This window comes from Mycetocola sp. 2940, assembly GCF_040548835.1.
In the GTDB taxonomy this organism is placed as follows: domain Bacteria; phylum Actinomycetota; class Actinomycetes; order Actinomycetales; family Microbacteriaceae; genus Mycetocola_A.
Genome location: NZ_JBEPSK010000001.1, coordinates 461,609 through 486,251, shown reverse-complemented (window position 1 = coordinate 486,251; position 24,643 = coordinate 461,609). Strand labels below are relative to the sequence as shown.

Below are 24,643 nucleotides of genomic sequence, written 5' to 3'. Positions count from 1 at the left end.
GATCGGCGGGTCGTCGAATCGACACGATGCTGTGCTCACCCCGAAAAGGGGCACCGGCATTTCCGGCACGCGAGCGGGGGTCCTGCCGGACGGGCAGCCCGCCGGTTAGAATGTACCGACCGATCCCGGGAGGCCATCAGCCAAGGGATGTGGCCGGTGGCTCGAGTACCGGCCGATGACGGAGGAAAATCCCCACCTTGCCTGACGCACTGAATCCGACCGGCACCGGTTCGACGATCACCCCACCCGACGGCAAGCGACCGATGCGCATCATCATCGGTGCTGACACTTTCTCGCCCGACGTGAACGGGGCAGCGCGTTTTGCTGAGCGTCTCGCTGCGGGCATGGTCGGGCGCGGGCATGAGGTCCACGTCGTCGCCCCGGCGGCGTCGCGCAAGCGCGGCACCTGGACCGAAACCCACGAGGGCCAGCAGATGACCGTCCACCGCCTCAAGAGCTGGCGCTGGTACCCGCATGACTGGCTGCGTTTCGCCCTGCCGTGGAGCATCAACCGCAACGCTGCCCGCATCATCGACGCGGTGAAGCCCGATGTCATCCACTCGCAGTCGTACCTCATCGTGGGCCGCGGCCTGTCGAACGAGGCGACGAAACGGGGCATCCGGATCATCGCCACCAACCACCTCATGCCCGAGAACGCACTCGAGTTCACCCTCCTCCCGGAGCAGTTCCGGGAACATCTCGTGCGCTGGGCGTGGAAGCTCGCGCGTGGCAACCTCAGCCTGGCCGAGGCCGTCACCACGCCCACCCGCCGCGCCGCAGACTTCCTGGAGAAGTACACCGGCCTGACCGGTGTGCACGCGATTTCCTGTGGAATCGACTCCCACATGTACACCCCGAATTTCGAGCCGCGCACCGAGAACCGGATCCTCTTTGTGGGCCGCGTCACCGGTGAGAAGCAGATCGACGTGTTGATCAGGGCGTTCGCGACGCTCGACCCGTCACTCGACGCAAAGCTCGAGATCGTGGGGGGAGGCGACCAGAAACGCAACCTCGAGAACCTCGCCGCACAACTCGGTCTCGGCGACCGGGTCACTTTCACCGGGTACGTCAGCGACGAGGAACTCCGGTCGACCTACACCCGCGCCACGGTGCTCGCCATGCCGTCGATCGCCGAACTCCAGAGCATTGTGACGATGGAGGCGATGGCATCCGCCCTTCCCGTCGTCGCCGCGAACGCGATGGCGCTCCCGCACCTCGTGCACAACAACGAGAACGGCTACCTCTTCGAGCCCGGAAATGTCGCTGAGTTGGCAGCCCGATTGACGGATGTTCTCACCGCCTCGCCGGAGAAGATCCTGGCGATGAAGAGAGAATCGCTTCGGATGATCAAGGCGCACGACATCCAACGCACGTTGTCGACGTTTGAGAGCATGTATCGTGGAGAATCGGTGACGGATCCCGTTACGGAGTCGATTCCCATCCAGGTGTCTGACGAATAGGCACCGCTCGGGGCGGTAGCTCAGCTGGTTAGAGCAGCGGACTCATAATCCGTCGGTCACGGGTTCAAGTCCCGTCCGCCCTACGCTAAACATCGGTTGACCAGGGTTTCTTGTCCAAGCAAAAGGACAGAGACTTGATGCACTTAACGTTTATTCAACGAATATTCAAAATCGCAGGCCAGCAGGAGCGCCCTTCGAACGTCGTGCACGACCCGGTTCGACTCGTCTGGGATGCCCTCGGCTACCTACAGGTTATGAACACCGAACGTCTCTCCGGGCTCGGTCTTGAGCCCGTGATAACCACAAGCGAGCTCGCCGACTACCTGGGTGTGCAGGTCCAGGCGATTTACGATCTGCGCAACGATGGACGCGGCCCAACCGGCATACGGGTCGGACGGGAGATCCGCTACCGGGTCTCAGCCGCCCGACAGGACAACGCTGATGGCGGGCCGACCGCGTCTGCCGGTCAGCACGTTCGGCGCGATCAAGACCGCGCAAGTCGGTCCAGGACGTTTTCGCGCCTAGACCCGCTTCCGGGACTGGGACGGTCAAACCCGACAAGTGACCGCCACCGCGTCGAGTCGCGGCGCGGCGGCATCCGCGCTCAAAGTGGACCTTGCGCAGCGAATACACACCGGTGACACGACTGACTCGCTCAGCGCGGGCTCGCCGTTCTCGTTGCTGGCCGAGGCGTGGCTCGAGGACCTCTATCTCGACGTCGACCGTGCCGACAGCACAAAGGACAATTACGAGCGAGTGCTGCGCGGTATGGTCCTGCCGTCTCTCGAGAACTTCACGATTCGGGAAGTGACCGTGGGGCGCATTGAGCGCTTTTTGAAAGTACAACGGAAGCGGTCGTATGCGAGAGCGAAACACTCCCGCACGATCCTCAGCATGGTGTTGGGCTTCGCCGTGCGGAGAGAACTCATCGCACGCAATCCCGTGAAAGAGACCTCCCGAATGAGGAAGCCTAAACACATCCCGAAAGCCCTTACCCCCGAACAGATCGCGGCAATCCGGGCGGCGGCGCGCGCTTGGCACAACGAGGAAGGCCGAATGGGGCCCAAGCCAGATGGCCAGATTCGCGACATCATTGAGGTGATGCTCGGCACAGCGACGCGCATCGGGGAAACGCTGGCCCTACGGAAATGCGACGTAGACATGACCGCCGACCCGCCACGAGTAAACGTGAGCGGGACGGTCATCGTACGAAAAGGCGGCGGTGTCTACCGTCAGGAGCATCCGAAGACGCACGAATCGAACCGAATCGTTCCTGTTCCGACATTCGCGGCCGAGGTTATCCGGCATCGACTGGCGCTCACCTCGGGCGAGGAGGCCGAACATCTGCTGTTCTCACGGAATGGGACGCCGCTCCGGCCTCACAACGTCCGCCGTACATTCCGCGAGACCCTCAAGATGGCGGGTCTAGAGGGAATGGAGATCACCCCGCACGCCTTCCGGCGTACTGGGGCGACGCTGCTCGCCAACGAGCTCGGCCTGCAGGCTGCGGCGGACATTCTCGGGCATACCTCGACGTCGACGACAAAGGCGCACTACGCCGAGCCTGACCGAACGGTCAAGCGAGAGCCGGCGACCGTACTGCAAAGGCTGGCTCCGCCTTCGTGACGCAGCGAGCGGGTGAATCCGGCGACCGCCGCGCTCCTCGACCGAGCATTCGCGAAGGATGAAGAGTGAACGCGGTGCTTCCACGGTGGCAGCACCGGCAATCCTGGGTTTTGCCGCGTCTCAGGGGCTCAGCGACCCGACCGCAGCTGCTTCCTCACCGGCTGTTCGCGATGGATGTCGACTTAGGGCGGTGCCGCCACGGTGGCGGCACCGTAACTTCTGGAGTTTTTGCCGCCAGCATTCAATCTCTGTTTCCGGTCGCGGCTACCCACGTGGACCAGGAGTTGGTGAGCATCGACCACGGATCACGTTGGTGCCACGGTGACACCACCGTCTCTTCTGGAAGTCGCGGATTGTGCACGCGCATCATGCGGCAGTTGCCGAGACCCTTGCATTCATGGAGCGCGAGATCGCGGCGACGCGGACGGGAACCACGGCGCACGACGGGGCCGTTGCGCAAGTCGATGTCACCGGGCTGATCGCCACAGCGTTCGACCATTTCGATAGCCGGGCCGGCGACCCGCACCTGCATACGCGCGCGTTGGGAATGATCGTCTACAGCTTCCGCCGTTTTCACGGACATCCGTTGGCCGACGCGGACCGTATGGGGCATGCTTCAGCCATTTCACCAGCCACGACTCCGCTTCGCCAGCGGGCTCTCTGACCTGCTTGCAAGGCGTCAGTGTTCCCCGACGCTCAGTACATCGGTGTGGCGTGCCCGACAGATGAGGTCCGGCTGAGCAGGTCGACATCGTGGACGATAACCGTCGGACCCGCGAGATTAAGGAGGACATCGTGGACGGTAGCTCCTACCGACCCCGGATGCTGGGTGGTTCGGCGGGACCGGCCAATCACCAGGAGTGCGGCCGACATCGAACTATCGACGAGCGCCTCCGCTGGCGTTCGGTCCACCGTTCGGCGGCGAATCACTAGAGACGGATAGACACGCCGAACCATGACTTCCGCGGCCTCCGACACGGTGTCCCACTGGGTGGCAGAACTTCTCCGGTCGGCCTCAACCGTCCCTGCCTGCCGACCGTGGAGGAGAACGAGCTCCTGACCGGAACGGTCTGCTTCCCGTGCGGCGAACTGGATGATTTGTTCGTCCTGGTGGGCACTTCCCACGCCGACCACGACCCCGCTACGGCGCTGGCTGGCAGAGTTTGGAATGAACACGACGGGACTGGAAGCGAGTCTGGCAAGTTCAATGAACCGGGACCCGAAGACGCGTCCGTGGACGAACCCGGTTTTATGGGTCCCGATTACCAGCATGGCCCTCTGCTGCGACGCCCCGGCGAGTTGGTCCAAGGGGTCCCCTGCGAGCAACTCGGTTTTGACCGACACCTTCGGGTCGATGAGTCGAGCGAAGTCGAGTTCCGCCTCGAGGAATGCGAGACTGGATCGACTGGTGCCCGGACCGAGGGCCCTACGCGAAACAGTCTCTTCGTCCTCGCTGATGACATGCACGAGTACGACTTCTACTTCGGCCAGGGCGCCGCGGTGCATCGCCCACGTGATTGCTGCGCGGCTGGGCGCGGAGTCGTCAACCCCGACGATGATGGAACCAGGGGTGCGCAGGTTCAGCAGTCGGCTCATTTTTGAAGCATCACAGCACGTCTCGGTGATGGGCAGAGCAGAAGGTCCCCGATCGGTGGCCCTTTTCCGGAGCAGGGCGAAGGATCGCGCTAACGCGTACGCTGGGGCGAAGGCTGACTTGTTTGGGTCAGCATCTTCGTTGCATGACGATCCGAAGCGACCCCACGATGCCCGAAGTCTCGCCCAGCTCGAAGCCGTACCGCCACGGTGCCTCGCCGGTGCCAACTCGTGAGGGATCGGCGGTGGGCGGCGCATCGACCCCGCGACTCGAGGCGCTGCTGCGAGCAAATCACGCTGTCGTCGAGCAGCTGGAACTCCCGGTGGTGTTGGAACGAATAGTCGAGGCGGCCGTCGAACTCGTGGGCGCTGATTATGGTGCACTTGGGGTCATCGACGCGCACGGCGGCATCGACCAGTTCATCCATGTCGGAATGAATCCTGACGATGTCGCGAAGATCGGGCGCTTCCCGGAAGGGCATGGTCTTCTGGGAGCGCTCATCGATGATCCACGTCCGATTCGCCTTCATCGAGTGAGCGACGATCCGCGATCGTCAGGTGTTCCGACGGGACATCCGCCGATGGGGGGATTTCTCGGAGTACCAATCCGGGTTCGCGACCAGGTCTACGGAAACCTGTATCTCAGCAATACCCGTGACGGAGGTTTCACCGACGAAGACGACCGACTCATCACCGCCCTCGCCGCTACCGCCGGCGTCGCGATCGAGAACGCGCGATTGTTCGCTGAGACGCAGCGGCGGCAGGCATGGTCGGCAGCTTCTGCCGAAATCACTTCCACGCTTCTCTCGGGAGCCCAGAACGATTCGATCGTGTTGCTCATCGAGCGTGTACTCGAGCTGTCCACCGCCGATCTGGTTTGTTTGCTCGTTCCCTCTGGCCAGCCGGGGAAGCTGATCGTCGAAGTCGCCGCCGGACCCGGCGGCGCCGACCTTCAGGGGGTTTTCGTTCTGCTCAGTGATTCGATCGCCATCAGGGTCATAGAGGGTCGCCAGCCCGAACTCCTGGCAGACAGCGGTATCACCTTGCCAAACGGTGTTCGGCTGGGTCCGGCCTTGGCTGTCCCACTTATCGCGGCTGGCCGCGCTGAAGGGGTGCTGATTGTAGCCCGAGCAGAGCCCGGGATGCGGTTCACAACCGCCGACCTGGAGATGGCTGCAGACTTCGCAGGACAGGCGAGTCTTGCGATTCAGTTGGCCAAGGCGCGGTCCGACCGTCAACGGCTCCTTCTGCTGGAAGAGAGAGGCCGCATTGCACGAGACCTTCACGATCACGTCATCCAACAGATCTTCGGCACCGGACTCGATCTCCACAGCATTGCGGGAAGCCTTTCAGATGTCCCGGCCGCAGCACGCATCCATGAGGCGGTTGCGCGGCTCGATTCCAGCATCTCCCAGATCAGAACGGTGATCTTCGCTTTGTCCGAACCAACGGGTCAGGCCGTTGAAGGGGTGCGGCACACCATCATCGACCTGGCTAACGAACTCGCGCCAAGCCTTGCTTCAATTCCGCAGGTGAGCTTCTCTGGCCCCGTCGATCTCCTAATCACCGGTGACCTGGCTCGCGACGTCATCGCCGTAATTCGCGAAAGTCTCACGAACGCCGCGAAGCACGCGTCCGCCAGGCAGATATCGGTGTCGGTCGGAGCGGCAGATGGATGTGTCGTCCTCGACGTTATCGACGACGGAAAAGGGATCGACGCGGCTGCTCGCCGCAGCGGACTCGCCAACATGACACACCGCGCCGAAATCCGCGGCGGCACTCTCGAGCTGAATCCGGATCAGCACGTCGGCCAGCCAATTCGAGGAACCCATGTGCGCTGGAGCGTCCCGTACTCGCTTACGGAGAACTGAGATGGAAAACAGCCCGATCCGAGTGTTCCTCGTCGACGACCATGAGCTCGTGCGCAAAGGAATCGCGGGACTACTCCTGTCAGAACCCGACATTGACATCGTCGGAGAAGGAGCGACCGTGTCGCAGGGGTGGGCGCGCATCGCCGCGACACACCCGGACGTCGTTCTGCTGGACGTAAGACTCCCCGACGGCAGCGGAATCGACCTGTGCCGGGACATCCGATCGCGCTACCCCGAGATCAAGTGCCTAATCCTCACCGCCTACGACGACGATGACGCTCTGAGAGCCGCAGTTCTGGCTGGGGCATCTGGCTACGTAATAAAGGACATCCGCGCGACCGGGCTCGTCGATGTTGTCAGACGAGTAGCCGCGGGAAATCAACTCCTCGATCCCCGGCTGACAAAGAAGGTCGTTCAGAGGCTCGCAGCTCCAGCCCAGATCGACCCTCGGCTGAACTCTCTCACGCCGCGAGAGCACCAGATGCTCGCGCTCATCGCCGAAGGCCTGACCAATCGCGAGATCGGTGTCCGCATGTCATTGGCCGAAAAGACGGTGAAAAACTATGTCTCTATGATTCTCGGCAAATTGGGACTCCATCGGCGTACGCATGCAGCGATCCTTCACCTCAGTTCGCGCGAAGGCCCTGCGTCAGACGGGGCCGACTAGGACTCGCTCTTGGCCTACATGCGCCGACTAACCTCAAGGCTCTACTTGGTTGCGTCGTAGCTCGTTCCAGGAACCGGCGCTCTCGACAGTGCTTCGGCCGGTGAAAACGGCTCCTTGCGCAGAACCCGTTCCACCAGCTTGACGACCTCGGTGAGAACAAAGATCAGCGCTGCGATCGCGACGGTGTATGACCATTCGCGGATTCCGATTGGCGCCGAATGGAACCACGGATGCATGAATGGCGCATACACGAACACCAGCTGCAAGACGATTAGGACGCTACAGGAGATGTAGATCGCTCGGTTCCCGACCAGCACGGCGGGGCGGAAGCTCGATGCTCGCAAGAATCGACAGTTGAAGAGGAAAGCGAGTTGCCCGAGGGTGAGCATCGTGACAGCGGTGGTCTGAGCTTCCGCGTTAGTGGAGCCGATGCTCGCCTCATAGAAGAACACTCCGATGGTTGCCGCGGTGATCAGTAGAGTGACCCACACGATGCGCCCGATGTAGCTGCGATCAAGGATGCCCCGGCCTGGTCGCGACGGTGGCCGTTGCATAATTCCCGGCTCGGCCGGCTCTGTCGCGAGGGCCAACGACAGGGTGATAGCGGTGATCAGGTTGACCCACAGGATCTGCGTGGCCTGGAGAGGAAGAGTAAATCCGATGAGCACTGCCAGCAGCAGGACGAGTGCCTGAGCAGAAGTGGTTGGCAGTAGGAAGAGGATCGATTTTTGCAGGTTGTCGCGGATCCGGCGGCCCTCTTCGACCGCGTGGCCGATGGTGGCGAAGTTGTCGTCGGTGAGGACAATGTCGGCTGCCTCCTTGGTCGTCTCAGTGCCTTTGATGCCCATTGCGACGCCAATGTCGGCGCGGCGGAGTGCAGGGGCGTCGTTGACTCCGTCGCCCGTCATCGCGACGATCTCGCCGCGCGCCTGCAACGCCGCAACGATTCGGAGTTTGTGTTCGGGGCTGGTTCGGGCATAGACGTTGACGTCGGGTGCTTCGATCTCCAGTTCCTGATCGGTCATGGCCTCGACAGCGTCCCCGGTGAGGACCCGCGAGTCTGCCATGGCGATACCCATTTCCCGGGCGATCGCAAGCGCGGTCCCGGGGTGGTCGCCGGTGATCATCTTCACGCGGATGCCGGCTGAATGCATCGCCGAAACGGCGGCGACTGCCTCAGCGCGGGGAGGATCGAGTATTCCGGCGACGCCGAGGAACAGCATCCCCGACTCGAATTCGCTACCTCGCAGTTCCTCCGCCTCGTCGCTTGCGTCGGAGCGAGCGGCAGCGAGGACACGCAGACCCTGGGCGCCAAGCTCGTTGATGACCCGCTCCCATTTCGCGCCGTCGATCGCGCGCACCGTCCCGTCGGTTCCGAGTTCATGACTGCATCGCTCAAGAACGACCCCGGGAGCGCCTTTCAGCAGAATGCGGGATTCGGCGCCATCCTTCTGATGTCTGGTTGCCATGTATTTGGTCTCAGCGGCGAACGGGATGACGGCGAGACGTTCGAAATGGCTGCCGTCGAACGCAGCTTTGGCGCCAAGCGTGCGGAGGGCACCTTCGGTCGGATCCCCGACGACCTGCCATTCGCCACCCGTGGAGCGAAGGTGGGCATCGTTGCACAGAGCGAACACCTCGACGATCGCATTGAGATCGGGACTGTGCGTTGCATCCTGACCGCTGAAACCCGTTATCGCCCCGGATGGTGCGTATCCCGTTCCCGCAACCAGATACCGGTCGACACCGGTGACAATGGTGCGAACGGTCATTTCGTTTCGGGTCAGGGTGCCGGTCTTGTCCGTGCAGATGGTTGTGACGGACCCGAGCGTTTCCACGGCGGTGAGTTTGCGGACTATCGCATGATGGGATGCCATCTGCCGCACCCCAAGCGCGAGAGTGATGGTGATCAGTGCGGGGAGACCCTCCGGTATGGCAGCGACCGCGAATCCGATGGCCGCCGGCAGGAGCTCTGTGAAATCGCGATCGTGGAAAAAGCGTCCGACAAGCAACATGAGGGCCGCAACGACAACGATCAAAAGTGAGATCCGTTTGCTGAACGAGTCCAGTTGCCGTGTCAGCGGTGTGGCAGTATTCTCCGTCCCGGTTACGAGAGCGTGGATGTGACCGATCTCCGTGTCGAGTCCGGTAGCGGTGATAACTGCGGTGCCGTCCCCGGCGGTGACGTGGGTGCCTGAGTAAGCCATGTTCCGGCGATCGCCGATTCCGCTACCGGCCGGCACGGGTGGAGTGCTTTTGTCCGAGGGAAGCGATTCACCGGTCAGCGCGGATTCGTCGATCCGAAGAACGCTCGCGTGGATGAGGCGCGCATCGGCGGGGATTCTGTCGCCGGGTTCGACTCGAACGATGTCCCCTGCGACCAGTTGGGCAGCATCTATGTTCGTCCATTTTCCGCCGCGCCTCGTTTTCGCACTCAAAGACAGCATGGCGCGGATCCCCACCAGTGCCTTCTGAGTGCGGCCGTCCTGGACGACCCCCACGAGCGCATTGATGAGGGTCACGGAGAGTATGACGATCGCGTCGATCCAGTCTCCGAAGAGGAAGGTGACTACAGCCGCGCCCAGAAGGACGTAGATGAGGATGTCGTTGAACTGCTTCACGAAGGTCACTATCGGGTGGGGAGCACGTTGACTCGGAAGGGCGTTCGGCCCGTGAACGCTGAGTCTTTCAGCCGCCTCTGTGATGCTCAGCCCGTCGGCATCCGCCGCCAGCACCCTCAGGACCTCGTCTGCTGTCAGCGCGTGGTGCTTGTGGGATGTCTCTCCCGACGCGCCGGTGGACGGCGCGCCGGGAGACAGGTATCGCTGCCCGATTAGACGAGCCACGGCAGGCGGCGGACGATCGGCAGCTGCTTCCACGGGGTACCGAACCCCCAGGTGTCGCCGCCGTGGAGCACCGCAATGACGATCAGGGACAGGGCGTAGATGATGTGGTAGTCGACGAGTGGGTTGGTTGATGCAGCATTTGCGATGAACGGCCACTCGGCGAGGTACATCATCACCATCAGGAAGCTACCCACCACGGCGCTGACACGCAGTCCGATGCCGAGCATCACAGCCACTCCGATACCGAGCATTGCGATTTGGAAGAGGATGTCGCTCGCGGGGCTGGCGATCGCGGTGAAGAAGCCCTTGAGGGGGCCAACCACACCGTCGCTCAGGAGGAAACCCTGACTGGGTGTTCCGCCGTTGACCCATGCACGCTCAGCGGGGGTCGAGAATCCCAGCCCGAAAGTCTTGTCCAGGAATGCCCACAGGAAGATGAACCCGGTCGCCAGCCTGAGCACGGCGAGTGTTCGTCTGCCGGTCCGGGTTGTCACTAGCTCGGTCTCAACCGGGACAGCCGGTGCCTCGGTGGATTTAGATGAGCGGCGCTCGTTGGTTTGCGTGGTCATGGGATGCCTCCAGATCGCGACGACCGGGGTTGGCCTCTCACCCATACTCGCCGGCGCCTATCGCAGCGACCAGAGCATTAGGTCCTCAAGTCGCTCCGGAAGGCGCTGGACTGTAATTGCAACGCTGGGCTGTAACTAAGGACCGATCGCGGAACGGCGCAGCCCGCACAGATTGGCTCGGCCGCTGATGGAGTCACCGGCACACCTGCCGCGTCAGCGGCTTGTGCGGAACCTAATGCCAGTAACTGTTCGAGGTTTGACCTGGAAGTAGTTCCACTTCTCCGAACCGGTCATGGTGGGGAGGGTGTCTACCGCCGACTCGTGGATCTGCACGTCATCGTTGAGCCGGCGCGCATCGCCCCGGATCACGACGCTGAAGCGCATGCCGCCCTCTGTCCCATCGATTTCCACCGCTACTCTTGGCCGCGCTGTCAGACTGACGATCTTTTTTCCCGGAGCGCTGCGGAAGAACAGCACCTCGGATTTGATGAGGTAGTTGATCGGGAAGATGTCCGCCCCGAGGTCGTCGGACACGGCAAGCCGCGCAACGCTGTTGGCCGCGAGCAGTCGCCAGCATTCGGCTTGGCCGAGCACTTCGGTGTCACCCGGCGCGGCCGGTACCTGCTCTTTGCGGAGGTATGGGTTCTCAGTCATGCTGTCCTCTGTTTGTGTCGTCGGGGGCTGTCACAGTCTGAGCGATCGGTGGCTCCAGATCGGGGTCTTTGGTCCCTTCTCGCTTCAGCGGGGCGGAAGTAACGCGGACCGCTAGCCTGACTACATGGGCGAATCCGCGTCCTGCTGACGGTTCGGCCAGCGGACACCTTCGCTCTGGCAGCGGCGGTCGGGCATAGAGCTATAGGGGATAGCTTGTGATTTGATTCGCGCACGTTTATTCAACGTTTATTCGCTCAAGATCGCTCTAGCTTGATCGAGAAGCCTCGATAGACTGAACGGACATCACACAGGAAATCCCTAGTCAAGTCCAGATTGCTCGAGGCGATCCAAGAAGATCCGGGGCGTGGGGGAGGGGCCGTCGGCTTCCGTCGGTTACGGGTTCAAGTCCCGTCCGCCCTACACTTGCGACCTGATCGGGATCTCACCGATGAACGAAAACGGGTCGACTCCGCCACGTGAAATGGCACACGATCCACCTCTATTCGCCTAGGGGCGGAACTCTTCAGTTCGGGTGAACTCGATGCTTTTAGCGTGTTCGAGGAGCAGTTGAACGCTTACTCGAAATTGTCGAGCAGCGACCAGAAGAAGTTACCGCGCATGTCCGAGAATCGAACCGGTCTTGGCTGTCCTGCTGGGCATCACCATGATCGGGTGATGACCGATCGAACGTGTGGTGATTCGATCGGAGAACTTTCCCGAACCAGTGAAAATGGAGGCCGACTATGGCTAAGGCAGACGGAACATTCCTCTTCATCGGCACGTACGCGAACGAGGCGAGCGCACGCGCCGATTACAACATCGCAAAAGAACTGCACGCAGTCGGCGCCGTCGGGAGCTACGACGCAGCCGTGATCACGAAAGACGACGACGGCAAGGTGCACGTCAACAAGGATGAGCAGTCCACTCGCCACGGAGGATGGGGCGGCGCGGCTGCGGGTGCCATCGTCGGGCTGCTGTTTCCTCCCTCGGTCCTCGGTACCGCGCTCGTCGGAGGCGCGATTGGCGCTGTGAGCGGCCACCTCTGGCGGGGACTTTCACGCTCAGACGTCAAGGAACTTGGCGATCTCATTGATTCGGGCGAGGCCGCTCTCCTTGTTGTGGGCGAGAGCACGCTCGAAGACGCGCTGAGGAAAGCCGGGCTGAAGGCAGAGAAGGAAATTGCCAAGCATCTCGACGTGAGTACAAGAGATATGGACGAGGCCGTGAGACAGGCGGCGGACGAAGTCAGCTGACGTTGTCTGCAGAGCGAGGCGCATCGCCGGCATCGGGAGCCATCGAGAGCTGGCGAACCTCCTCATCCCTGGCTCAGAGCGGAGTGGCGGTGCGGGGCAGGAGTCGAGCACCTACATCGCGGGACGATTTTCCTCGGTCTCAGGTGTCATCGTTGCGGAGGTTCCTCTCGTGGTTGACTGTCTGATTCGTCGATGTCTTCAAGCCCGTCGGGTCGGTCGAACCGAGAGTTAGCGAATCCGTGTAGCGATCGCGTCACGGCAAGCCCGAGCAGCACTCCCAGAGCAATGGCGATCATCGTCGCGATTGTCGTGACGATCGTTCGCGTTCCGTTCAAGTCACCGTCCAGCACGCTCGCGACGCCGATGAGCCCAAGCGCTCCAGGCACCAGCAGCCAGAACGCGGGCAAGAAGCTCACCAAGGCGGGAGGGCCAGAGCGCTGCCGCGAGATGGCCACAGCGACGGGCGTCATAACGGCGGCCCCTACGAGTGCCGACAGCACCCCGGCGAACAGGAGGTCTCCGAGTACCTGCGCCCCATATGCCACGTAGAGCACGACGATTATCCATCCGATCGATGCCGGTCGTGCGCACTGATAGATCGTGATGCCGAGACCGAACACTGCCACGGCGATCCATGGGGCGACCGGTCCGAGCGGGTTGTCTACTGCGGAATCGAGCGCCGGGATGCCGACCAGTGCGGATGCTGCGACGATGCCGGTCGCCAGCAACAGAAGGCGCATCGCCCCAGCTGCCGCGCGGGCAGCACCCGATATGAACTGGCCCGTCGCGAGTTCGATGACAGCAATGGTCAGCAGCCCTCCTGGAAGGAGAATGACGAGAGGGGCCACCAATGCGGGGAGAACACCAGGATCGACGGCGTGGGCGACGAAGAGCACGACCAGGGCTACGCTCAGCGACACCCCCACAATGACGAGTGCCTGGGAACTCGGCGAAAATTGCTCCGTGAACAGCAGCACCATTCCCACAGCGAGTCCGAGAAGCCCGGCCAGCAGTACTCCCGGCCATGATGCTCCCAGCAGCACGCCGAGCGCCGCGGAGAGGAATGCAGAGGCGACGATACGTTGCGGGCGGGAGAACGGCGACGGAAGGATGGCTACGCGGTCGATTTGTCGCCTCACCCATGCTGCGGCGCCAGGCCGGGTGCGGGCGACGCCGACGATCCGGTCGACCATGTCGACCTGGTAGAGGAGATACGACGAGTCGCCGGCCAACACCGCTCGCGTCTGCGCCACGGCGCTGTCGGCCGATGACACGAGGATCGAGGTGGGGAAGATGATCGCCTGGATCGTCGGTTTGCCGCTCGCGGCCGCCAGATCTTCCAGGGCATCGCGGACGATGCCGACGGGGTAGCCGCTGTCGATCATGGCTGTCCCGAGCGCTGCCATCGAGTCCAGTACTACCGGGGCGGGGATCGCGTCAGGACTCAGCGACGCGGGCTGGGTATGGGCTGGACTCGGGCTTCTGCGCATCACAAACCAGACGATGAACCCTCCCGCGATCAGCACGCCGATGGCAATGAGCAGGGTGGGGAGAGAAATGGAAGAGGTGGTGATGGCAGGGGGAACGGCCGGTACCGGGGTCTCCGTGGCTGTCGGCGTGGGCGAAGAGGTAGGGAGCGGCGTTGGACGTGGCGTCGCTGACTCGGTCGGCACGGGCACCGGAACCGCTGGACTCGTGGGGGTGGGCGTCACCGGTGCAGTGTTGGTCGGAGTGGCAGTAGGAGCCGGAGTGGCAGTGGGAGTGGGACTCGCGGTTTCCTCGGGCGTGTCCGGGGCGGTCGTGGCTGTGGTCACGTTCGCCCGTTGCAGCTGCGCGGCTGCGGCCAGGGAGGCGGCCACCCCCGTGGCCATGACCAGAATCAGGATGCCGACGACAATAGCGACGCCCACGCGAGGCAGCAGGTTCGTGGGCACCTTCGCTCCTCGCATTCGGTGTCGGCGATCGCGCCACCCTTTCGAAAGCGCCAGTCCGACGTGCTGACTAGTGGACGATTCTCATCTCGTGCGATGACTGGTTGAGTCGCCGCCCGCCTTCGGGAACCACAGTCACAATGTCCTCTATCCGCACCCCGAACCTCCCCGGCAGGTAGATCCCCGGTTCGATTGAGAAGCACATGCCTGGGTGGAGGATCTGCGTTTCGCCCTCAACCATGTACGGCGGTTCATGAGTTGTCAGCCCGATCCCGTGCCCCACACGGTGAATAAAGTAGTCGCCGAAGCCGGCTTCGGCAATCACGGCACGGGACGCGCGATCGATCTCCTGGCATTCGACTCCTGGCCGGACGGCCTCGAATCCTGCCTGCTGTGCCCGTCTGACGATGTCGTGAACCTCGCGTTCCTCGACGGTGGGCTCGCCGACGTGGACGGTCCGCGTTGTGTCAGATCCATACCCGTGTTTAAGCCCACCGAAGTCGAGTACCACCATGTCGCCGTCCTCAATGATCCGCGGCCCGATCTCGTGGTGGGGGTTGGCACCATTCGGCCCGGAACCGACCACAGTGAAGTCGACCTGGGAATGACCGAAACGGCGCAACAGGTCGGCCAGATCCGCCGCGACATCGGTCTCACTGCGCCCGGCAAACCGCACCTTGATGATCTCCTCGTAGGCCTGGTCTGCGGCCGCCCCGGCTGCGGCGAGCCGCGCGACCTCATCGTCATCCTTGATAGCCCGAAGCATTGGCAGAGCCTTCGTCATCGAGACGTACGACGACGAGGGCAGCCGGCCCTGCAAACCCAGGAGATGCATCGCCCAGGCCGAGTCGGACACGGCGTATCGCCCGGCAGCCGTTAGCAGCGTCGCACAAGCTTCGTACGGGTCGCTGCCGTCGACCCAGTCTGTGATGCGCACGATCGGCGCGCCCGCCGCTTCCTCGGCATCCGGCCTCTCGAGCCGCGGTACGATCATGGCAGGCTCCGCGTCGACCGGCACGACAAGCATGGTGATGCGCTCTGTGATGGCAACGGGCGCGTAGCCCGTCAGGTACAGCAGGTCCGGCCCGGGGGTGACAAGAATGCCATCGAGCCCGGCCGCCTCAGCGGAAAGGGCGGCTCGTCGCAGGCGCTCGCCGAAGTCGTCGGTGGTGAACGGAGCCGGCGCGGAGTTGCTGCGAGACGCAATCATGTCCGCATTGTCGTGCCCTCGACGACTGCCGGTCAACCCATCAGGATAACGTCACGGGCGACGCGCCCGCGGTGCGCGGGCTGTCTTTGGGGTCGCGCTCCGCCCCGTGGTTACTGCCTTCGCTCACCCGTCCTGTCGGCCGCGGCAGATCACCCTCATCGGGCGATGCCGGTGGACGACACGCTTGGGACGATCCTGAGTATGAGATCGGTACCTCAGTGGCCCGGTGAAAGTTGTCCGTGCTCGAGGTGGCGACGTCGGGGTTCAACCTGGAGGTGGGCACCATGGACAAGCCGTTGAGGTCGGATCTGCACGGTATCGCAGAGGTGCAGACATCGGTATCCCGACCGAGGAGGTCGTGATGAGCGCCTCAGGAGGGTCGGCTGGCCGCGCCCGCGCGTCGGGCCTGTCTGGCACCAAGACTCCCGCCGTCGCTTACATCTCGTGGGTCGCGCTCGCGCTCATGACCACAGCTTCCGTGGCGAGCCTGAGGCCCGCTCCCACGATGGCGGTGTACGGGCTCGCGGCGGTGTTCCTCTACCTCGTGCCCGCGATCGTGTTCCTGCTCCCGACCTCCCTGGTGTCGGCGGAGCTGGCATCCGGGTGGAAAGGTGGCGTCTACAACTGGGTAGCCACCGGTATCTCGAAACCTATGGGCTTCCTCGCCGTCTGGTGCCAATTCGCGATGACGATCTTCTACTATCCGACCCTTCTCGGGTTTGTGGCATCGACACTCGCCTACGTGATCAACCCTGAACTCGCGAGCAGCGGGGTGTGGACGGCGCTCGTGATCATGGTCTGCTACTGGTCCGGAGTGTTCATTTCGTCTCGAGGGACGAAAGGCGTTGCAGGCCTTGCCGGCGCCGGCCTGATCATCGGAACGCTGATCCCCGGCGCCCTGCTGGTAACACTCGGTGCCGTCTACCTCGGCCAGGGCAACCCGTCGGCTGCGCCTATGACCGCGGAGAACTTCTTCCCGGAGTGGGCTGGCCTTGCGAGCCTCGTGCTGATCGTCAACAACTTCCTGTCCTACAGCGGCATGGAGATGAACGCAGTGCATGTGTCGTCGCTGCGCAAGCCCGACAAGGAATTCCCGAAGGCAATCTTCCTCGCAATGGGCCTGGTGCTGCTGATCTTCATCTTGCCGGCTCTGGCCATCAGCTGGATCGTACCGGCCGACCAGCTCTCTCTCACGGCTGGCGTGATGCAGGCCTTCGACGCTGTCCTCGCGGTGTTTAGCTGGCAGTGGCTCACGCCGATCATCGGCATCGCGCTCGTTGCCGCTTCGCTCGGCGGAATGCTTACATGGCTGGCCGGACCCTCCAAAGGTCTGCTGTTGATCTCCCGCCAGGAGGGCTATCTGCCCCCCTTTCTGCAGAAGCTGAACAAGAACGGTGTGCAGCAGAATCTGCTGGTGACGCAGGGGCTCGTCACTACGGTCATCGCCCTGGGCTACGCGCTCATTCCCAACGTGTCCAGTGCCTACTGGATCTTCTCGGTGATCACGACCCAGGTGTACCTGATCATGTACCTGCTGATGTTCGTCGCTGCCGTGCGGCTGCGTCGTAGTCACCCCGATCACCCGCGCGGGTACCGGGCGCCAATGCTCATCGCCCTGTGCGGTGTCGGCTTCGCCGCCTCGCTTGCCGCCTTGCTCGTCGGGTTCATCCCGCCCTCGCAGTTCGGCGGTGGCAACCCGTGGATCTACTTCGTGATCGTCGCCGGCGGTGCCCTCGGGCTCGGGCTGCTCATCCCGTGGCTGTTCTACCGGTTCCGGAAGCCGTCGTGGAAGCTGCCGGAGGCGGCTGCTGATTCGGAGGAGGTAGCGAAATGACCACTGGAACGGAACAGCAGAGCACGCGTGACAGGTCGGTGCTCTACATTGTCGTGTCGGTCGTCCTCGTGGCCCTCGCCGTGTGGGCGGTCATCGCGTTCGCCTCGGCGCGCGAGACCCAGCAAGCCGAGGAGAAGGCCGACGAACTCGTCCAGACGCTCGAGGACGCCGGCGCGACCGCGACACCGCAGCCAGAAGTCATCGCCCGCGTGCTCGGCGACGACGGCGGCGCGGTGTGCGCCAACCCGAACCAGGCTCTGAGCCGTGCGACCCTCTATGGACTACTGACGACTGGCGGGAGCGGGCCGGGCATGCGCCCGGTTCTGGTCGACAACACCGTCTTCCGGGGCCAGTTGGCGATCATCGAGGTGTACTGCCCCGATGAACTGGAAGATTTCCAGCAGTTCGTCGACAGCCTCGAGACCACAGACGCGGCGAACGGATGATGGTGGACCTGCGCGCTCGCATCAGCGAGCTCATGGGGGCGGTGCACCCCGAGCTCGCGGAGCTTGTAGCCATCCGGTCCGTCGCTGACCCTCGCCAGTTCCCGCCAGAAGAGTGCACAAAGGCGGCGGAGTGGGTTCGCGATCGGTTCGCCGAACTCGGTTTCGCGGACGCACGACTCGAGCTCACTCCTGACGGCAGTCAGGCTGTGGTGGGTTCACGCCCCACTGACGACCCGGATGCACCGACGGTGCTGCTCTACGCGCACTACGACGTGCAACCGCCGCTCGACGAGTCCGCGTGGCGCACACCCCCGTTCGAACTCACCGAAGTCGACGGGCGCTGGTATGGGCGCGGAGCCGCCGACTGCAAGGGCAACATTGTCATGCACCTGCTCGCGTTGCGAGCGCTCGGTGACAGTCTTCCCGTGAATCTGAAGCTCGTGGTCGAAGGCTCGGAGGAACAGGGGACCGGTGGACTCGAAGCCTACGTCACCGCGAATCCCGAGGTGCTACGGGCCGACACCATCCTTGTTTGCGACACGGGGAACGCGGCGGTCGGACGACCGGCTGCGACCGTCAGCCTGCGGGGCATGGCAAACGTGGTGGTCACCGTCGAGGCGCTCGCTTCGGAGGTACATTCGGGCATGTTCGGCGGACCGGCACCCGACGCACTCGCCGCCCTCATCGAGCTGCTCGCCGACCTCCGCGACGAGCGAGGGAACACGACGATCGAGGGGCTCGACGCGACCGGGACATGGCATGGCGAGCCGTACTCGTCCGAGCAGTTCCGAACCGATGCCGGCGTGCTCGACGGCGTGGAACTGATCGGTGACGGAACCGTCTCGGATATGCTGTGGACGCGTCCCGCCGTGACAGTGCTGGGCATTGATTGCCCCCCGGTGACGGGATCATCGGCCGCGATCGTGCCGCGCGCCGCCGCCCGGCTCAACCTTCGGATACCACCGGGAACCGATGCGCACGAGGCCCACGACGCACTGGTCGTGCAGCTACGCCGGAGCGCCCCATGGGGCGTAAACGTCGACGTGCGGACCGAGGCGATCGGCTCGCCTTTCGAAGCATCGGTCGACGGGCCCGGGTTCCGGGCGATGAGCGAGGCCATGCACGAGGCGTACGGTACGCCGATGACCACGCTGGGACAGGGGGGATCTATCCCGCTCTGCAACGTTCTCGCCGACACGTATCCTGGGGTGGAAATCATCCTCATGGGTGTGGAAGAGCCGCTCGCGCTCATTCATGCGCCAAACGAAAGCGTCGACCCATCCGAGATCGAGCGCCTCGCGCTGAGCCTGGCATTGTTTCTGCAGGGCTACGGCACCCGGGTTCGATAGGGCTGCGCGTCATCCTCAGCGACATGAGTCGCTACCGGGACACGACCGTTCACCGCATCCGGATCTCGATCCAGCTCTTTCAACTTGTGATGGCGGCGCCACCGATCGGAACTGGGGGAGTGGCCCACGTGGAGCCGCGTTGCGAATGGATCCGCCGCGCGGTAGTCGCTCCGACTGCGCCGATTGTCCCCTCCGTCTTTTGAGCGCGGTCAACGACTGAGGGACGGGTTCATCGTCCCGGGGTGGACCAGCGACCACTTCCTCGTGGTTCAGACGGGGCCTGGGACCGGTTCGGGCTTCGTGGCGTCTGTCGGCTTCTGCCATGGCCATCGTCCGCTTATCTCCAGCTCAAGCGACCAGCTGAGAAAGGTCCGGATGAGCACGATGATACTGAGTACAGCGAGAGACTCGAGCGTCGGAGTCACCGCCACCGTTTTGATGATGTCGGCCGCGACGAGGAGCTCAAGGCCCACCAGGATGGCACGGCCGAGCACGCGGCGGAACCGGGTGTAAACCGGCCTCTGCTTGCGGATGCCGCGTATTGCGGCATCCGCGATCGCGTAAGCGACTCCGAGGACAATCGCGAAGACTCCGAGGGCGTCCACGATTTGGCCGACGGTCTCGATCACTTCGCCGATATGCATTTCGCTCTCCATTCCCGTGGCCATTGATCAAAGGGACCCGCGACGGTCGTCTCCTCTGCTGGGGCGTTGTGCCGTTTGTCCCACCCCGCTGTCAAACCGTCATACTGCTTCAGCACATCGGCGACAGTTGCTGAACGCTTCAGGATGTGGCCGGAATATCCGTCCCAGGCGTTCGCGAGTTCAGCAATCCGGCCGTTCCTTACATGGTGCTGGTTCCGACCTGTCAGCCACGACGCCCGGGTAGGCCAACACCTCGCCGTTGTATCGAATCGGTTGCATGCCATGCCTTCGCTGCGCATCGTCTGCGCAAGGGGAAGCGGTTCACCGACCACTGGACCCTCGGGCCCCCGTTGCTCAGCCATAATGTGACTCCCGAGGCCAGATCCACGACTCCACAGGTGTTTTCGAGTGGTCGATGGTGGGCTGCACCGTGTCTACCACTGACGGACATGCTGCAAGCCACCCGCACGGGATGATATCGATTTCCGTCGGACCGCGGTGAGACCACGCTCCGGTCCGGGAAGGCGCCCCCTGACCGAACGGGTCAACGGCGTGGACAGCGACCGCTGCCCGTCTCCGGCAGCGACTGTGCGAAGGAGGTATTTGTATCTATTGCCGGCGCTCATTACCCGCATCGACACCGTCACCGCGCGCTCCTCCGCTATCACGTAGGAGGTGCGCCGCCTCGACCTGCAACAGGCGTGGCGATTGGCGTTTCGAACTCAGGGTTGGAAGAAAGGCTAAAGGCAGTCGCGGGGATGACGTTTCGTAGCCAGGCTGACGTCGGCGGGTCGGGACGCGCATTCGGAGCGTCCGAAAGCTGCCCGGGTCGAAGTTACTCCTTGCAATAACGTCTGATGCTCGATCTGCAGCGGCGCTCGAACGCGCGTGATAACAGCCGGTACAGCAGCCAACCAAGAATTGAGAAGTCATCGCTCTACCCAAAGCATTGGAGTACTGATCGCTTCGGCCGTATGAGGCACCCCGACTGCGAATTTATCCGGGCGGGTTAAACGGGACTTTCATGATTGTTGAGCCACTCGCCGGTATCGAACGCGTTATGAGTATCGTGAGGGGTCGCGACGATACCTCCGTTCTGCGCCAGGAACGCATCTCCCAGGATGAAGCTTCCGTGGCGTCGCGGTGCGGCCCTCGGTTCCCGCTGAGCGTCCGTCAACTGAAGTACTTTCTTGTAAACGCCTCTCCCGTCCAAGCCGATGGTTGCCCTACAGTCGGAGCAACGTCGCCTGACTCGCTCGCCCTCGATCGGAGATCATCTTGGCCACAGTGTTGGGATTACTCTTCGTCGCAGCGGGTCTTGGTGCTTCCACTCGTTCCGGCGTCCTGGAGACTCGAGCCGCAGGCAGGCGACGGATACCCCAGTGGAACAATCAACGCGAGTACCGGCGCCCGCTCGCAAGCGTGCTTTGGATTCTGGCAGCGGTGCTTCTGATCGGAATCGGCGCACTTTTCCTCTTTACCGTCTGGGGAGGGGTCGCGATCCTTCTGATGAGTTTGCCGCTTCTTCCTCCGGTCGTCGTTATTTCGATTCACAACAGATCTATTCGAACTAACCCCTAGGGCCGTGTGTCGAAAGAGGTCCGGCCTAAGGTCGCTCGACACGCATAACGGCGGGTGCGTGCCGCAGCCTGTGTCATTCGCCTGGCCAGGGTCTGGCAATTAGCTCTCGTGCCCGCGCCGGGTCAAGGTGTACCGTCTCGGTCATGGCCTCACTTGTGCAGCAACGCATGGCGATTGAAAGGCACCGGAGTTTCGGCGTCTTCTTTCTGAGCATCGGCGGCATCTCCGCGGTGATCCTGGTCGTCGGCGGGGTGGCCACCGCTTGGAGTTGGAACCCGTGGATTCAGATCGTACTTGTGGCTCTATGGAGCGCGATGGGGCTTTTCTTCCTGCGGCGCTATCAACGGGAGATAGCGACCTTCACCGCCGAGCACGATACCGACGCTGGGAAACGTTAGAGCCACGAGGCCCTGGCTCTAGGTGCGTGTACTGGTGTGCGTTCCCGGTGAGGGTCCGGTCACCGGGAAGGATGTTGCCGCGCTGGTCACGGCATCCGTTGCTGACTTTCTGGACGACGTGCCGCTATTGCCTCGAGTTCCTTCCGAGCCCGCCACTACAATTGCGAGTCGGTGTGGATACTCACCAATGACTTCTAAACGCCCTCCTGCACCAGTCAAAATGGCACACGAACCAGTTCGGCCCCGTCTGGGGCTGCCTGCGCGAGTTCCCGTCACGTTCGACGACCTGAGGCGTCAGAAGATCAGATCGTCTCGCGGGCACATGGCGTAGTCCATACCGTCACTCGTCGGGTCCGACGAACTTGATCGAGTCGAAGATGGCGCGTGCCTCTCTCGTCAGCGCCGGATCGAGCCCTTCGTCGGATTGGCCCACCGCGATGACAGCGCGCTCGCCGTTCAGATCGACCACCAGGTAGGTTTCGTGCTCGCCCTCCCTTGCGTACGTTCGGTCGGAGCAGTACTCCTCCCAATCCGAGTAGACGCAGAACTGGCCGAGATCGCAGTCGAGGAAGTCGACGTCGCTCTCGACGGCGTAGTCGAACTCGAATCCGGAGTAGTCGCCCACCGCGACCTTGACGGGAGGGGGGGTTGCCGCTGACGCCTGCGCTGTCATCGCGTCGACGAACGCCTCAGCCGTTGGATCGAGCTGGACGAGCGCGCCCTGCCAGTCGCATGCGTCCGTCGGGACATGGGTGCCGTCCCAGAAAAGGACAGTCGCATTCCAGGTATCCGGGTAATCCGGGTCGTCTTTGCCCAGGCCCGTGCCATCGAAGGTCTCCCAGCCGTCTGGGACGGTGATTTCGAAGGGCACCGGGTAGCGGGTCACGAGGTAGGTGCCGGCGTCGAGGACGCCGCTCTCCGGGAACGGTGCGACCGTGCCAGTAGATCCGTAGAACTCGCCCTTTTCAGTCGGTCGGTACACGTCGACGACCTCATCGTGGAGTATGAATCGGATGTATGGTGTCGGCTCACCGGACGGCACGGGTGGGCTCAGATTGGGGTCGATGTCGATATCGGCGATGGTGTCGACGGAAGGGGCCGTGCACTCGAACACCGAGATGTGATTGTCTATGACCACGGCGATGCATCGCTTATTTTCCAGCTTCGTCGTGCTCCATATCTGCAGCGGCCCGTACGAGCCGTACGAGACGAAGTCCTCGACCGTCAAGTCATACCTCACAGGGACTTCATCGTCGACAGGAATGGACGCATTCCCGGGTTGGCCCTGCGGGGTGAGTTGTGCGACCGGTGTGGGCTGGTTCGACTCATCGACGACGAAGACACCGATGCCGATGACTGCGGACAGCACCGCCACCGCGGCGATGACCCAAGGCAGCGAGCGGCGGCGCCGCCACCACGGCGCCGATAGGGCTCCGTCGATCGGTCCAGAATTGGGGATCGGCGCCCCGGCGGGGTCCTGCTCGGTGACCGACCCCTCGAGAGGCTTAGCGACCGGGATGCGTTCCGAGACAGTGGCTGGGAGCGCTGCGGCGCCATCGACGACGGGGGCCCGCTCTCGACGTTGGGCGGTCTCTAGTTCGGAAAGTCGAGCCTGAGCCGCCGCATCCCCCGCGATGTCGGCATTCGGTCCGTACGCGCGTCGTCGCAGGCGCTGCAACTCGTCCGATTCCTCGAAGTCGGCCGACTCTCCCGGGCCATCCATGCCCCTGATTGTCCACCCGGGCACAACACCGGGAAAGGGGTGCCCGGATGAAGCATGACGTCGCCCTGACGGGATTCACTTGAGGATGGGATAGTTCACTCGCGGCCGCGGTGTCGAAACCCCAAGAGCCCTCGACTGAGTCGCCCTGAGCACTCCAACATCAGTAACGAGAGTCAGCTCGACATCATCGGCCATCCCTCAAGCCCGATCCCGTCCGGTCATCGGGCACTCCGTGTGCTGGAGGAGGTCGGTTGCACGATTTCGCGACCCCACGCTGCCCTCACGGCCAGGGATACTAGAGCTATGGACAGCGAGTGACAAGCTTCGTCGTGGCTCGAACGACCGGATCCAATCGCAATACGGCTCGAATGCCCGACTGACTGTGTGCTTGCGGGGAGTCGCGCTTCCTCGAGGCCCGCTCGTTTCACGAGAGTCCCGCTCAGGCAGTTCGCCCAAGATGGTCGGACTCGGTCAACGGATTCAGTGCAGGCGGGTTACAGCTGTCCCGCTGAGCGTCCCCTTAGCCGTCACGCCGCACGCACCTTCGATCGAATCTGCCGAGAGGGTGAGCCTGCCGCCGGCTGGGGTGAACTTGATCGCATTGTGAACCAGGTGATGGAGGGCTTGCTCAAGCTGCGCCGCATTGCCGACGACCATTAGCCCGTCTCCGCTGGCGCGCCTGGCCTCGGTGCGTTGCCTTACTTCAGCTTCGAGGAATTCGCGTTGTCCCTGAACACGATGGCGCGGGTGAACCTCGGCAAAACGGTAACCCGCTGCTCACCGCGAATGACGGCATCCTGAACGGTCCGTCATTGAGTGTGCGGAATGATCGTTTGTACCGGCAAGCCCGCCACGACGGCTGCTGCTGAGCTGGGCGTTAGCGCCGCTGCGATCCGACCTGCGGCGCGCTGCCGGATCGATGAAGACACCATCGGTGGAGAGAGAACGGAGCGGCAGAGCCTTACCCAGGCACTCGAACTGCTTCGTG

Annotated in this window: 18 protein-coding genes, 1 tRNA gene and 1 pseudogene; 12 read left to right on the top strand and 8 right to left on the bottom strand. The window is 63.1% G+C overall.

The window, feature by feature from the left end; translation table 11 throughout:
• Positions 1-263: 263 nt before the first annotated feature.
• The 5 genes and pseudogenes from ABIE24_RS02315 to ABIE24_RS02295 form a co-directional block, all read left to right on the top strand.
• Positions 264-1,460, top strand: a complete 1,197-nt coding sequence (locus tag ABIE24_RS02315) for a glycosyltransferase (RefSeq protein ID WP_354496439.1) — start codon at positions 264-266, stop codon at positions 1,458-1,460.
• Positions 1,461-1,469: 9 nt separating this feature from the next.
• Positions 1,470-1,543, top strand: a tRNA-Ile gene (locus ABIE24_RS02310).
• A 54-nt stretch (positions 1,544-1,597) separates the two neighbouring features.
• Entirely contained in the window at positions 1,598-2,101 is a 504-nt protein-coding gene (locus ABIE24_RS02305) for a helix-turn-helix transcriptional regulator (protein ID WP_354496385.1), read from the top strand.
• A complete protein-coding gene (locus tag ABIE24_RS02300; RefSeq protein ID WP_354496383.1) occupies positions 2,022-3,086 on the top strand; it encodes a tyrosine-type recombinase/integrase in 1,065 nt (354 codons plus the stop codon). The genes ABIE24_RS02305 and ABIE24_RS02300 overlap by 80 nt, the downstream gene beginning before the upstream one ends.
• Before the next feature lie 352 nt (positions 3,087-3,438).
• Positions 3,439-3,630: pseudogene (locus ABIE24_RS02295) on the top strand (relaxase domain-containing protein); the annotation flags it as partial.
• 152 nt (positions 3,631-3,782) lie between these two features.
• On the opposite strand, the gene ABIE24_RS02290 reads toward ABIE24_RS02295, so the two are convergent.
• The gene (locus ABIE24_RS02290) at positions 3,783-4,682 is read right to left on the bottom strand and encodes a universal stress protein (protein ID WP_354496381.1); all 900 of its coding nucleotides are present in this window, start codon (positions 4,680-4,682) and stop codon (positions 3,783-3,785) included.
• 143 nt (positions 4,683-4,825) lie between these two features.
• Between ABIE24_RS02290 and ABIE24_RS02285 the strand changes: the two genes are divergently transcribed.
• Positions 4,826-6,550, top strand: coding sequence for a GAF domain-containing sensor histidine kinase (locus ABIE24_RS02285; protein WP_354496380.1), 1,725 nt, complete (start codon positions 4,826-4,828; stop codon positions 6,548-6,550).
• A 1-nt stretch (position 6,551) separates the two neighbouring features.
• A complete protein-coding gene (locus ABIE24_RS02280; protein ID WP_354496378.1) occupies positions 6,552-7,217 on the top strand; it encodes a response regulator in 666 nt (221 codons plus the stop codon).
• 41 nt (positions 7,218-7,258) lie between these two features.
• Here the strand turns inward: ABIE24_RS02280 and ABIE24_RS02275 are convergent, their stop codons facing one another.
• The 3 genes from ABIE24_RS02275 to ABIE24_RS02265 form a co-directional block, all read right to left on the bottom strand.
• On the bottom strand, positions 7,259-10,063 hold the full coding sequence (locus tag ABIE24_RS02275) for a cation-translocating P-type ATPase (protein ID WP_354496376.1): 2,805 nt from the start codon (positions 10,061-10,063) through the stop codon (positions 7,259-7,261).
• Positions 10,051-10,632: a DoxX family protein gene (locus tag ABIE24_RS02270; protein ID WP_354496375.1), complete on the bottom strand. Its 582-nt coding sequence runs from the start codon at positions 10,630-10,632 to the stop codon at positions 10,051-10,053. The genes ABIE24_RS02275 and ABIE24_RS02270 overlap by 13 nt, the downstream gene beginning before the upstream one ends.
• A 213-nt stretch (positions 10,633-10,845) precedes the next feature.
• On the bottom strand, positions 10,846-11,286 hold the full coding sequence (locus ABIE24_RS02265) for a pyridoxamine 5'-phosphate oxidase family protein (RefSeq protein ID WP_354496373.1): 441 nt from the start codon (positions 11,284-11,286) through the stop codon (positions 10,846-10,848).
• Between the two features lie 743 nt (positions 11,287-12,029).
• Between ABIE24_RS02265 and ABIE24_RS02260 the strand changes: the two genes are divergently transcribed.
• A complete protein-coding gene (locus ABIE24_RS02260) occupies positions 12,030-12,539 on the top strand; it encodes a DUF1269 domain-containing protein (RefSeq protein ID WP_354496372.1) in 510 nt (169 codons plus the stop codon).
• A 146-nt stretch (positions 12,540-12,685) separates the two neighbouring features.
• On the opposite strand, the gene ABIE24_RS02255 is transcribed toward ABIE24_RS02260, so the two are convergent.
• Together ABIE24_RS02255 and ABIE24_RS02250 are read right to left on the bottom strand one after the other, a co-directional pair.
• On the bottom strand, positions 12,686-14,473 hold the full coding sequence (locus ABIE24_RS02255) for a threonine/serine exporter family protein (RefSeq protein ID WP_354496370.1): 1,788 nt from the start codon (positions 14,471-14,473) through the stop codon (positions 12,686-12,688).
• 67 nt (positions 14,474-14,540) lie between these two features.
• Complete coding sequence (locus ABIE24_RS02250; protein WP_354496368.1) at positions 14,541-15,680, bottom strand: aminopeptidase P family protein; 1,140 nt, start codon at positions 15,678-15,680, stop codon at positions 14,541-14,543.
• A 361-nt stretch (positions 15,681-16,041) separates the two neighbouring features.
• Here ABIE24_RS02250 and gadC point away from each other — a divergent pair, with 361 nt between their 5' ends.
• The 3 genes from gadC to ABIE24_RS02235 are packed head-to-tail and all read left to right on the top strand — an operon-like array spanning position 16,042 to position 19,309.
• Positions 16,042-17,514 carry a glutamate/gamma-aminobutyrate antiporter GadC gene (gadC, locus tag ABIE24_RS02245; RefSeq protein ID WP_354496367.1) on the top strand — a complete coding sequence of 491 codons (1,473 nt, stop codon included), beginning with the start codon at positions 16,042-16,044 and terminating at the stop codon, positions 17,512-17,514.
• Complete coding sequence (locus tag ABIE24_RS02240; RefSeq protein ID WP_354496365.1) at positions 17,511-17,960, top strand: hypothetical protein; 450 nt, start codon at positions 17,511-17,513, stop codon at positions 17,958-17,960. Before gadC ends, ABIE24_RS02240 begins: the two co-directional genes overlap by 4 nt.
• On the top strand, positions 17,957-19,309 hold the full coding sequence (locus ABIE24_RS02235) for a dipeptidase (RefSeq protein ID WP_354496363.1): 1,353 nt from the start codon (positions 17,957-17,959) through the stop codon (positions 19,307-19,309). Before ABIE24_RS02240 ends, ABIE24_RS02235 begins: the two co-directional genes overlap by 4 nt.
• 269 nt (positions 19,310-19,578) lie before the next feature.
• Here ABIE24_RS02235 and ABIE24_RS02230 read toward each other — a convergent pair whose 3' ends face one another.
• On the bottom strand, positions 19,579-19,953 hold the full coding sequence (locus ABIE24_RS02230; RefSeq protein WP_354496361.1) for a DUF1622 domain-containing protein: 375 nt from the start codon (positions 19,951-19,953) through the stop codon (positions 19,579-19,581).
• Positions 19,954-21,677: 1,724 nt separating this feature from the next.
• Between ABIE24_RS02230 and ABIE24_RS02225 the strand changes: the two genes are divergently transcribed.
• The gene (locus ABIE24_RS02225; RefSeq protein ID WP_354496359.1) at positions 21,678-21,932 is read left to right on the top strand and encodes a hypothetical protein; all 255 of its coding nucleotides are present in this window, start codon (positions 21,678-21,680) and stop codon (positions 21,930-21,932) included.
• 340 nt (positions 21,933-22,272) lie between these two features.
• Here the strand turns inward: ABIE24_RS02225 and ABIE24_RS02220 are convergent, their stop codons facing one another.
• Complete coding sequence (locus ABIE24_RS02220; RefSeq protein ID WP_354496357.1) at positions 22,273-23,655, bottom strand: hypothetical protein; 1,383 nt, start codon at positions 23,653-23,655, stop codon at positions 22,273-22,275.
• Positions 23,656-24,643 lie beyond the last annotated feature (988 nt).